The following is a 10,704-nucleotide window of genomic DNA, read 5'->3' on the forward strand; positions in this document are numbered from 1 at the left end:
ACACTCAACACTCAACACTCAACACTCAACACTCAACACTCAACACTCAATTCTCTACCGACGAAAGAATCTCCTCGACGATGGTCTCTACGTCCCGGTCGGCGTCGACGACGATCTGCGCCTGTTTTTCGTAGACCGGTTCGCGTGCTCTGAAGAGTCTCTCCGCATGGGCCGGGTCATGGAAAAGGGGGCGTCTTTCGCGCTCTTGGGGGGTGATGCGCCCAAGGATCTTTTCGAAAGGGAGTTTCAGGTAGACGACGGTGCCGATATCCCGCAGCCTCTCGACGACGGTGGGCATGCCGCCGCCGGTGGAGACGATGCTGCCGCGGACACATTCGGCCAGCCACTTCGCGCTTTCTCTCTCCAGCTCCCTGAAATAGGCCTCCCCTTTGTCGTGGAAAATGGAGGGGATCGCTTTGCCCTGGGCCGTTTCGATCAGTGCGTCGGCATCGAGAAAATAGCGTCCCGTCCTCTTGGCAAGAGCCCGTCCCACGGTGCTCTTTCCCGCACCCATGAAACCGATCAGGACGATGTTGTCAGCGCAGCCGGATGACGTAGCCATCGTCCGTTTTTTCTATGCGGTATTTGTAGGGGGCGTCGTAGGTGACGACGATGCGGTAGAAACCGTTGTGATTGCCGATGGCGACATCGGTGTAGGGCGGAAAGTCGATCTTCTTGTGGCGGGTCAGAAAGCGGCCGGTCGTGCGTTTGAAATCGACGGCGATCTTGAAGGGGTGGACCAGATGGAGGGATCGTATCTTTTCGTCTTTCGTGATGATGTGGACCTCTTTGCCTTCGATTTCGACCGTCACGAAAGGAAAGGGTTTGAAGACCGCTTTGGGTGTTTCGGCCGTTTTTTCCCGTTTCATCTCCTCTTTTTCGCGAGGAGATGTACCGGTGGGCTGTGAGGCTGCCGTCACGTTCGCTTCCGGTGACGGCCGCGAGGGGGGTGTCCGTACCTCCTCCTGTGTGAGGATGAGCGGTTTGTGCCAATCGATCGACCGATCGATCGAGATGATCTCTTTTTTGATCGACCCGTCGATGGACTGGTAGTAGACGGCCACGGAGGTGAGGACACGCGCATCTACGGGGAGCTGGATCCTGGCCTCTTTGAAGGGGGGCGCTTTTTCGATCCTGTTGGACGAGACCGGCAGGACGGTGTTGTCGATGATCGGTTTGAAAGGGTTTTCCCGTGCTTCGAGAAAAAGCAGGCTCAGACAGACAAGAAGTAGATATCTCATGGCTCCGGCTCCAGTTGTTTCAGTTCGAAATACTCTTTTTGAAGAGCGGCATTCTCTTTTTTCAGGATTTTGATGTGGCGCTCGTAGGTGGCGCGCTGCTCCTCGAGCCCCAGCAGAACCGTCAGGGAGTTGGGGCCGAACAGAAGCACGCCGGCGTAGATACCCAGTCCGATCACTGCCGCCAGAGCGAAAAAGATACGCTGTACGGGTATGCCGAAGAGGGCAAGCGACCGGCCTTCGCCGGTCGGGACCACTTCGATGTCGGGCATCAGCCGAAGAGTACCTTGCCGAGGTATTCGCCGTAGCCGAGTTCGCGCTCGATGGCCAGAAGCCGGTTGTATTTGGCGATACGCTCGGAGCGTGCCGTGGATCCGGTCTTGATCTGGCCGGTGTTGAGGGCGACGGCGAAGTCGGCGATGAAGCTGTCTTCGCTCTCGCCGCTTCGGTGACTCATGACGCAGGTGTAGCCGTTGCGCTGGGCGAGGCGGACCGTCTGCATCGTCTCGGAAACCGAGCCGATCTGGTTGGGTTTGATAAGAATCGAGTTGGCGATCCCCTTTTCGATGCCCTCGGCGAGGATACTGGCGTTGGTGACGAAGAGGTCGTCGCCGACGAGCTGGACTTTGCAGCCGAGGCGTTCGGTGAGAATCTTCCATCCGTCCCAGTCGTCTTCGCTGAGGCCGTCTTCGATGCTGACGATCGGGTACTTGGCGATCAGCTGCTCGTAGTACTCGATCAGCTCTTCGCTGCTGACGGTGCGGTCTTCGCTGTCGAGCCGGTAGCCGCCTTCGGCCACCAGTTCGCTGCTGGCCACGTCGAGGGCGATGGCGATCTGCTCACCCGGTTTGTAACCGGCTTTTTCGATCGCCTGCATGATCACCTGGATCGGCTCTTCGTTGCTGCTGAGGTTCGGTGCGAAACCGCCTTCGTCGCCCAGTGCCGTGGAGTGGCCCATGTCGTGGAGGATCTTTTTGAGGTTGTGGTAGACCTCCGCGCTGGCCCGCAGCGCTTCGGCGAATTCGTCGAAGCCCGTGGGCATGATCATGTACTCCTGGAAGTCGACGCTGTTGTCGGCGTGGCTTCCTCCGTTGATGATGTTGAGCATCGGGGTCGGTACGACCAGGGCGTTGGCGCCGCCGAGGTAGCGGTAGAGCGGCAGGTCCAGACTCGTCGCCGCGGCGCGCGCGACCGCCATGGAGACGCCCAGGACCGCGTTGGCGCCGATGTTGCCGTAGTTGTCCGTACCGTCGATCTCTTTCATGATCGCGTCGACTTCGCTCTGGTTGTAGGGAGAGAGACCGATCAGCTCGTCGGCGATTTTGATGTTGACGTTTTCGCAGGCGGTGAGGACGCCTTTGCCCATGTAGCGGTCACCGCCGTCGCGCAGTTCGAGCGCTTCGCGTTTGCCGGTACTGGCACCGCTGGGAACGATCGCGTCGGCGGTGGTGCCGTCGCTCAGGCGCACCGTGGCGCGCACCGTGGGGTTGCCCCGGCTGTCCATGACCTCGTCGGCCCGAATGTCGTCGATAAATATCATTTTTTCTCCTTCGTTTTTGATATACGGTTGTCGGGCGAAGCCCGCCAATCTGTGTCAATACCGGGTTCGCTTCGGCAGCGGGCCCGCGTGTATCTCTTCCTTTTTCCGTTCCCCGTTCACGGTTTCCCGTTCCCGAAAATCACTCCGTTCCGGCCGAGGCGATCTCCTCTTCGCTCATCTCCAGCATCGTGCTGCCGATGCCCAGCGCCTGCTTGATCTCCTCTTCGATCTGGGCGGCGAGTTCCGGGTTGTCCTTGAGGGTCTGTTTGGCGTTTTCGCGTCCCTGGCCCAGTTTGGTCTCTTTGTAGCTGAACCACGCCCCGGCTTTGTCGATGATGTCGAGTTTGACACCGTAGTCGATGATCTCGCCCTCTTTGCTGATCCCTTCGCCGAACATGATGTCGAATTCGGCGATGCGGAAAGGGGGAGCGACCTTGTTTTTGACCACTTTCGCCTTGACGCGGTTGCCGATCTGGTTTTCACCCTGTTTCAGCGTCGCGATACGGCGGACGTCGATGCGGACCGACGCGTAGAATTTCAGCGCGTTGCCGCCTGTCGTCGTTTCGGGACTGCCGTATCCCATTGTACCGATTTTCATACGGATCTGGTTGATAAATATGACCGTCGTCTCCATTTTGTGGAGAACGCCCGTGAGTTTTCGTAACGCCTGGCTCATGAGTCTGGCCTGCAGTCCCACATGGGTGTCGCCCATGTCGCCTTCGATTTCCGCTTTGGGTGTCAGTGCCGCCACGGAGTCGACGACGATGACATCCACCGCCCCGCTGCGTGCGATCGTCTCGACGATGTCGAGGGCCTGCTCGCCGAAGTCGGGCTGGCTCACCAGCAGGTTTTCGACATCCACACCCAGATTTTTGGCGTAGCGGACATCCAGTGCGTGTTCCGCGTCGATGAAGGCGCAGATGCTGCCTTCTTTCTGGGCTTCGGAGATGATCTGCAGCGCCAGTGTCGTTTTACCCGAGCTTTCGGGTCCGTAGATTTCGATGATGCGGCCTTTGGGCACACCGCCGATGCCCAGGGCCATGTCGAGCCCGAGCGATCCGGTGCTGATCGCCTCGATCGGTTCGATCTCCTTGTCGCCGAGGCGCACGAGCGCCCCTTTGCCGAACGCCTTGTCGATCTGCTTGATCGCGACGTCCAGCGCTTTCTGTTTATTGGGATCAATATCCATACATACCTCGTTCTGAAATGAAATTAGGGATATTTTATCACCAATTTGATAAAATCTTGCAAAAAGTGATATTTGGTCATTGGTGTATTGGCCATTGGTTATTGGGGAAGCGCTTTGCGCTTCTTTGTCAAAAAGGAAACACTATCGCAGAAATCAAATCCAATCCCGTTACCATCGCCCATTCGCCGGACGCGGACGATATCTTCATGTATTACGCCATCAGGTTCGGCTGGGTGAGTACGCCCGCGCCCTTTGAAAACGTGGCGCTCGATATCGAAACCCTCAACGAGGCGGCGATCGCCGGGACCTACGACGTGACGGCGATCAGCTTCGCCCTCTACCCGAAAATCCGGGAAGATTTCGCGCTGCTGAGAACGGCGGTCAGTTTCGGGGAGGGGTACGGCCCCAAGCTGATCAAAAAGAAGGGAACCCGCCTGCGCAGGAATTTCAAGGTGGCCCTTTCGGGAAAACATACGACCAACGCCATGCTTTTTCGCATCGCCTATCCGGAGGCGCGGATCGTCTACAAAAATTTTCTGGAGATCGAGGAGGCGGTGCTCAGCGGGGAGGTGCACGCGGGGGTGCTGATCCACGAGAGCATCCTCGATTTCGACGAGAGCCTGGAGGTGGAGCGGGAGATCTGGGATATCTGGCAGGAGCTCGCCGGTGGCGACCTGCCGCTGCCTCTGGGCGGCATGGCCCTGCGCCGCTCCATCCCCCTGACCCGGGCCATCGCCATCGAAGAGGCCCTGATCAAAGCCGTCGACGTGGCCAACCGCCACCGGGGCATCCTGGCGAAAATGCTCCTCGAGCGCGATCTCGTGCGCATCGACGCCGAGACTCTCGACACCTACCTCGACCTCTACGCCAACGACAAGAGCGTCACGATGGACCAAACCCAGCTTACAGCCCTCGATACCCTCTTTCGCATAGGTTACGAACACGGCTTCTACGAGTGCCCGATACGGGCCGAGGATTTCATGATTCCCCATGAATATATTCAGGAGAGGAACTCCTGAATGAATGGAGAATGGAGAATGGAGAATGGAGAATTTCGGATGCCGGCGCAGCCGGCTTTCATTGTGAATAAAAAGGAGCGGAGCGACTCTCCTGCATTCTCAATTCTCAATTCTCAATTCTCAATTGCCTCCAAAGGAGGCCGATAGGATGGAAGCGCAGTTCGTCTCTCTCGGTGTCCAGACGCTCAAGCTGGCTCTGATGCTCTCGCTGCCGATGCTGCTGGGAGGGCTCATCGCGGGCCTTGCGATCAGTATCTTCCAGGCGACGACGCAGATCAACGAGATGACGCTCAGCTTCATCCCCAAAATCATCATCGTCGCGCTGATCATGATCATCACGATGCCCTGGATGATGAACGAGATGATCGACTTCACGATCCGCATCTTCGACATGATCAAGAGTTACGCCTTTTGAGATTCCGCCGTATCGACTTTTCCCGCTTTTCCAGTATCAAAATCGGTCCGACGGTCGATGTGCTCGTCCTCGAAAAGGGAGATGTGCCCCCTTCGGACCGGCTGCTGATCGGCCATGCCAACAATCTCCTCGTCTCTTCCGACCCGCCGCCGCTCATGATGCTGGGAAAGGATTTCGACTATCTGAAGATCGAGGGTGAACGACTGATCATAGGGGCGGCGACGCCGACGGGAAAGATCCTCTCCTTCTGCAGACGGCACGATATCGGCGGTTTCGAATTCGTCGCCAAACTTCCGGGGACACTGGGCGGGATGCTGGCGATGAACGCCGGGGTGAAGGCGCACGAAACCTTCGACCGGCTGATCGACGTGACGACGGAGCGGGGCGTTTTCGCCAGGGAGGCGATCCCCCACGGCTACCGATACGCGGAGCTTCCGGGCATCGCCCTGGAGGCTTCCTTCGCCATCGAAAGAGGCTACGATGCCGTGCTTGCAAAGGAGCTTCTGAAGCTGCGGGCCAACCAGCCCAGGGAGCCGAGCGCCGGCAGCGCTTTCAAAAATCCACCAGGCGATTTCGCGGGTCGGCTCATCGAAGCGGTCGGCCTGAAAGGGCATCGCATCGGTGGCATGGCCTTCAGTGGCATGCACGCCAATTTTCTGGTCAACCTGGACCAAGGCGTTTTCGGGGAGGCGATCGCCCTGATCGACCTGGCCCGAGAGAGGGTCCGCGACGCATTCGGGATCGAGCTGGAGCCGGAAATAAAGATTATTGATCGATAGTGTAAAAATCATTTATTTTACAAATCGAACTCCCATTCAGTATAATCCCCGCAAATTCAATCGATAAGGATTTTCTATGGCGAGAAAGATCTCCTGGTTTACAGGCGGCCTGATGATGGGTGTGCTGATACTTTTCACCTTTTCGATCTGGGGTGCCGACCGGCCCATCGGCGCCTCCACCTACGTGCCCTATTTCGCGGGGCTCATTTTCGGTCTCGATCCGGAACAGTACGCATATATGAAACAGATCGAAAAGGCGGGCGCCTGGGAGGGCGTCATGCTGCTTGGCGCCTTTTTCGGCGGGCTTTTCATGTCGGTCTTCGTGACGAAAACCTTCCGCTTCAGCGTACTTCCGACCCTCTGGAAGGAGCGCAAGAACCGATCGGTGGCTTCCCGGCTCTTCTGGAGCTTCGTGTCGGGCTTTCTGATGATCGTGGGTGCCCGGCTGGCCGGCGGATGCACCAGCGGCCACTTCCTTTCGGGTGCCAGCCAGATCGCCGTGAGCGGTCTGATTTTCGGAGGGATCGTCATGGTGACGCTCGTCGTGACCGGACGTCTCTTCTACAACAGAAAGGGGGCGCAGGATGTTTGACGCGATGCTGCAGCGTTTCGTGCATATGTTCGAGATCGTGGCGGCCGAGGGGCACGGGAGTCTCTGGATGGTGCTTTTCATCGGATTCGTCTTCGGGGCGATCATCCAGTGGTCGCGGGTGGACAAGTTCGAAAAGATCGCGGGTTTCGCGATGCTCGAGGATATGACGGTGCCCAAGATGCTCTTTTTCGCCATCGGTTTTGCCAGCATCTTTCTCTACTTCCTGATCGAAATCGGCATGGCGCACTACCACGTCAAACCCGTCATGCTGGGAGGGCTCGTGATCGGAGCCGTGCTTTTCGGGATCGCGATGGCGATCTTCGGCAAGTGTCCGGGGACCGGCCCCATCTCCGTGGCGGAGGGGCGGATCGACGTCCTCGTCGGCGCGATCGGCGGGATTTTCGGCGGGCTCTTTTTTACCTGGGCCTATCCGTGGCTCGAGCCGATCATGGGGCCCGACTACGGCGAGCTGACCCTTCCGCAGTTTTTCGAGGGGCAGGAGCACCTGGTCGTTCTCGTCTACGGCCTGGCGCTGATCGCCGTGGCTTTCGCGCTTCCGAATATCGAGTATCTCGATCCCGAGGATCACGAAGAGAAGGTGGAGATCTGAGACGGATCTTCGCGAGATCGGCTATAATTCCCTTTTGATTCGGCAGGAGGGAAGATGGCGCAGAAAACGAAAAAACTGAGCGAAAAGATCGCGAAGCAGATCGCGCAGATCGCGAAAGAGTCGGTCAAGATCGACATAGAGATCGTTCAGTTTCTCAAAGAGGATTTCGAAGAGATCAGAAAGATGGCGAAGGAGCGGGGGCTTTCGTTTCCCGAACTGCTCGCCGAGATCCTCGAAGGGATCAAAAAGGGGCTCGTCGAAGGGGGTGTCGAGAGCCTGGAGATGGTCAAAAACATCCTCGCACTCTCAAAAAACGAGCTCGAAGATCTCGAGAAGAAGTGGAAGGAGAAGCGCTCCTGAAGAGGAGACTTTATCTTTGCCTGCGGAGCCTTTTGAAGACTCTGCCGAAATCGACGGCGACCTCTCCGCAAGGCGTCTCGTAGACGAAAGTCTCATCCTTGCATTCACCCGCTTTTTTGAACGTTCCATCGACGTTTCTGTAGATTTTGGCGATGAGAAGAGAGGGGTAGACGATCGTGTACCAGGGCACTCCCTCGGCTTCATAGTAGTCGAACTTGTAGTGTTCGTCCCGTTTGGCGGTGGCGGGGGAGACGACTTCGAAGATCATCTCCGGCCGTTTGGTGTTGTAGCGCTCCATTTCACGGGAACAGACCACCATCACGTCGGGTCGGAAAACGGTATCCTCTCTCGCCCGCCACTCCGCTTCGGCGACGGCGTAACACGCTTCGCACTCTTCGAGTTTTTCGTTGAGAATCCCCACGATCATACTGCCGATGTATTGGTGTTCCGTCACGGGAGCGGGCGACATTGCGTAGGGCATGCCGTCGATCAGCTCCCAGTCCCCTTCCCACTGCTCGTAATCTTCGATGAGGTAGTGTTCCTGGTAGGCGAGTGCCATACTCCCGGTCTCCTTCCGATCTGTTTTTCAAACCTATTATAGCTTACATTTGATATAATCACCCCAAATTTCATCAAGCAAAGGTAGGGTATGCTGCTCTTTACTCCGGGACCGACACCCGTCCCCGAAGCCGTCCGGATGGCGATGGCCGGGCCGACGATCCATCACAGAACCCCCGAATTCGAAGCGATCTTCAAAGAGGCGCGCGAACGTCTGATGCGGCTTTTTGGCATGGACGAGTGCGTGATGCTGGCCTCTTCGGGCACGGGCGCCATGGAGGCGTGCGTGACGAATCTGGGCCGGAAGAAGGTGCTCACCGTCAACGCCGGCAAGTTCGGCGAACGTTTCGGAAAGATCGTGGAAGCTTTCGGTCTGGAGCATGTGGAGCTCAAGTACGCCTGGGACACTCCCGCGAGCGTCGAGGACGTGGAGGCGGCCCTGGCGGACGATCCCGACATCGACGCCTTCTGTATCCAGGTGAGCGAGAGCGCCGGGGGGCTGCGCCATCCGGTGGAGGAGATCGCGGCGGCGATCAAGGCGAAAAACCCCGATATCATGGTGATCGCCGACGGTATCACGGCGGTGGGCGTCGAACCGCTCGATACGACCCACATCGACGCCCTGATCGCCGGCAGCCAGAAGGCGCTGATGCTTCCGCCCGGTATGGCGATGATCGGCCTCTCGGACGCGGCGGTGAAAAAGATCGGGGAGGGAAACGGCTACTACTTCAACCTCGCCGGCGAAATCGCGAAGCAGCGGAAAAACACCACCGCCTATACGGCGCCGACGACGCTGATCATCGGCCTCAACAAGGTTCTGGAGATGATCGAAGCGGAAGGGTACGAGAGCTTCTACCGCACGACCCGGGCCCGGGCGCTGGCGACCCGTGCGGCGTTGGAGGCGATCGGGTGCCAGCTCTATCCCAGGACCCCGGCACTCTCCATGAGCGCGGTCTACGACGAAGAGGCCAACATGGTCCGTTCGATCCTCAAGACGGAGTTCGGTGTCAATATCGCCGGCGGGCAGGACCATCTCAAAGGCAAGCTCTTCCGCATCAACCAGATGGGCCTGATCCCGGTCTACGAGAGCGCCTGGGTCGTCAACGCCGTCGAATGGGCCTTCGACAGAATGGATCGGCGACCCTACGACGGACTGGCTTCCAAAGTCTTCAACGAAGTCTACTACGCGACACTTTCGGCAAACGAGAACGCATGATCTTCGCGCACGAAATTCCGGCGGGAAGCCGGCTCTACTTCGGAGAAACGGCCAAAGAGAAGCGCCGTATCGAGCGTATCGCCAGCGAACTGCTGGAGAAGGAGGGGTTCGAGGAGATCGCCACGCCGCTTTTCTCCTACCATCAGCACCAGAGCGTCCGTGACACGAAGGAGCTGCTGCGCCTGAGCGACCCCCAGAACAGGGAGGTGACGCTCAGAGCCGACAGCACGATCGACGTGGTGCGCCTGGTGACGAAGCGCCTGGGCCGCTCGACGAGCCAGAAAAAGTGGTTCTACATCCAGCCGGTCTACCGCTACCCGACCCGGGAGATCAACCAGATCGGCGCCGAATGGCTGGGCGGCGATCTGGCCGACGTGCTCGACGTGACGATGTCGCTTTTCGAGGCGTTCGGGGTCGATCCGATCCTGCAGATCTCCAATATCCGCATACCGGTCATCATCTCCGAAGAGTTCGGCGTCCCGCTGGCGTGGTTCGCGTCGATGCAGCTGGAGAAGCTTCTGGGGACCGAGCATGCCTGGCTGGGCGAGCTGGCGCGGGTGCAGCATATGGAGCAGCTCGACGCCGTGCTCTCCAGGGTGCCGGAGGTGCTGCGGCCCGAGCTGGAAGCGATGAAGGAGCTGATGGCGGCGTGCCGCTGCGAACAGTGCGTGCTCGCACCGCTCTACTACGCGCGGATGCGTTACTACGACGGCCTCTTTTTCCAGTGTTTCAGAGACAATACACCGCTGGCTTCCGGCGGACACTTTATCAACGACGATATCTCCGCGGCGGGATTCGCGCTCTATACCGATGCGCTGATCGAAGCCCGGACAAAAGGGAATGACAGATGAATCAGGCAGATCTTATCGTAGGATTGCAGTGGGGTGACGAAGGCAAAGGCAAGATCGTCGACATGCTGGCCCAGGAGTACGAAGTGGTCGCGCGTTTCGCGGGCGGCCACAACGCCGGCCACACGATCGTCACCGACGGGAAGAAGTACGCGCTGCACCTGATTCCCTCGGGGATTCTCAATCCCGAAGCGATCAACATCATCGGCAACGGCGTCGTCGTCTGCCCGGCCAATCTGATGAAGGAGATGAGCCAGTTCGACAATCTCGAAGGGAGGCTCTGGGTCAGTGACAAGGCCCATCTGATCCTCCCCTATCACCAGTTGATCGACCAGGCGAA

General features: G+C 58.4%; 15 protein-coding genes. 9 read left to right on the top strand and 6 right to left on the bottom strand.

Annotated features, from left to right (window positions below; genetic code table 11):
• Window positions 1-46 precede the first annotated feature (46 nt).
• From Q1K23_RS05170 to recA, 5 genes are all read right to left on the bottom strand, one after another.
• Window positions 47-562 (bottom strand): shikimate kinase, encoded by a 516-nt coding sequence (locus Q1K23_RS05170; RefSeq protein WP_300363009.1) that lies wholly within the window; start codon window positions 560-562, stop codon window positions 47-49.
• Entirely contained in the window at window positions 537-1,241 is a 705-nt protein-coding gene (locus Q1K23_RS05175; protein ID WP_300363011.1) for an AMIN domain-containing protein, read from the bottom strand. Before Q1K23_RS05175 ends, Q1K23_RS05170 begins: the two co-directional genes overlap by 26 nt.
• A complete protein-coding gene (locus tag Q1K23_RS05180) occupies window positions 1,238-1,510 on the bottom strand; it encodes a hypothetical protein (RefSeq protein ID WP_300363012.1) in 273 nt (90 codons plus the stop codon). The genes Q1K23_RS05175 and Q1K23_RS05180 overlap by 4 nt, the downstream gene beginning before the upstream one ends.
• Window positions 1,510-2,778, bottom strand: a complete 1,269-nt coding sequence (gene eno, locus Q1K23_RS05185; RefSeq protein WP_300363014.1) for a phosphopyruvate hydratase — start codon at window positions 2,776-2,778, stop codon at window positions 1,510-1,512. Before eno ends, Q1K23_RS05180 begins: the two co-directional genes overlap by 1 nt.
• Window positions 2,779-2,917: 139 nt before the next feature.
• A complete protein-coding gene (recA, locus tag Q1K23_RS05190) occupies window positions 2,918-3,967 on the bottom strand; it encodes a recombinase RecA (RefSeq protein WP_300363016.1) in 1,050 nt (349 codons plus the stop codon).
• Between the two features lie 152 nt (window positions 3,968-4,119).
• Between recA and Q1K23_RS05195 the strand changes: the two genes are divergently transcribed.
• From Q1K23_RS05195 to Q1K23_RS05220, 6 genes are all read left to right on the top strand, one after another.
• Window positions 4,120-4,986: a menaquinone biosynthesis family protein gene (locus Q1K23_RS05195; protein WP_300363034.1), complete on the top strand. Its 867-nt coding sequence runs from the start codon at window positions 4,120-4,122 to the stop codon at window positions 4,984-4,986.
• Between the two features lie 148 nt (window positions 4,987-5,134).
• Complete coding sequence (fliQ, locus tag Q1K23_RS05200; RefSeq protein ID WP_300363018.1) at window positions 5,135-5,401, top strand: flagellar biosynthesis protein FliQ; 267 nt, start codon at window positions 5,135-5,137, stop codon at window positions 5,399-5,401.
• Window positions 5,398-6,180 (top strand): UDP-N-acetylmuramate dehydrogenase, encoded by a 783-nt coding sequence (locus Q1K23_RS05205; RefSeq protein ID WP_300363020.1) that lies wholly within the window; start codon window positions 5,398-5,400, stop codon window positions 6,178-6,180. The genes fliQ and Q1K23_RS05205 overlap by 4 nt, the downstream gene beginning before the upstream one ends.
• Before the next feature lie 76 nt (window positions 6,181-6,256).
• The gene (locus tag Q1K23_RS05210) at window positions 6,257-6,772 is read left to right on the top strand and encodes a YeeE/YedE thiosulfate transporter family protein (protein ID WP_300363021.1); all 516 of its coding nucleotides are present in this window, start codon (window positions 6,257-6,259) and stop codon (window positions 6,770-6,772) included.
• Window positions 6,765-7,382 carry a YeeE/YedE thiosulfate transporter family protein gene (locus tag Q1K23_RS05215; RefSeq protein WP_300363023.1) on the top strand — a complete coding sequence of 206 codons (618 nt, stop codon included), beginning with the start codon at window positions 6,765-6,767 and terminating at the stop codon, window positions 7,380-7,382. The genes Q1K23_RS05210 and Q1K23_RS05215 overlap by 8 nt, the downstream gene beginning before the upstream one ends.
• A 54-nt stretch (window positions 7,383-7,436) precedes the next feature.
• Entirely contained in the window at window positions 7,437-7,742 is a 306-nt protein-coding gene (locus Q1K23_RS05220; protein ID WP_300363025.1) for a hypothetical protein, read from the top strand.
• Window positions 7,743-7,752: 10 nt separating this feature from the next.
• Here Q1K23_RS05220 and Q1K23_RS05225 read toward each other — a convergent pair whose 3' ends face one another.
• Entirely contained in the window at window positions 7,753-8,301 is a 549-nt protein-coding gene (locus Q1K23_RS05225) for a Uma2 family endonuclease (RefSeq protein WP_300363027.1), read from the bottom strand.
• A 90-nt stretch (window positions 8,302-8,391) separates the two neighbouring features.
• Here Q1K23_RS05225 and Q1K23_RS05230 point away from each other — a divergent pair, with 90 nt between their 5' ends.
• The 3 genes from Q1K23_RS05230 to Q1K23_RS05240 all read left to right on the top strand — a co-directional run.
• Window positions 8,392-9,516: an alanine--glyoxylate aminotransferase family protein gene (locus Q1K23_RS05230; RefSeq protein WP_300363029.1), complete on the top strand. Its 1,125-nt coding sequence runs from the start codon at window positions 8,392-8,394 to the stop codon at window positions 9,514-9,516.
• Complete coding sequence (locus Q1K23_RS05235; protein ID WP_300363031.1) at window positions 9,513-10,367, top strand: ATP phosphoribosyltransferase regulatory subunit; 855 nt, start codon at window positions 9,513-9,515, stop codon at window positions 10,365-10,367. The genes Q1K23_RS05230 and Q1K23_RS05235 overlap by 4 nt, the downstream gene beginning before the upstream one ends.
• The coding region (locus Q1K23_RS05240) for an adenylosuccinate synthetase (RefSeq protein ID WP_300363032.1) at window positions 10,364-10,704 on the top strand (341 nt) is incomplete at its 3' end. The genes Q1K23_RS05235 and Q1K23_RS05240, both read left to right, overlap by 4 nt.

It is taken from the genome of Hydrogenimonas sp., assembly GCF_029933015.1.
GTDB lineage: Bacteria > Campylobacterota > Campylobacteria > Campylobacterales > Hydrogenimonadaceae > Hydrogenimonas.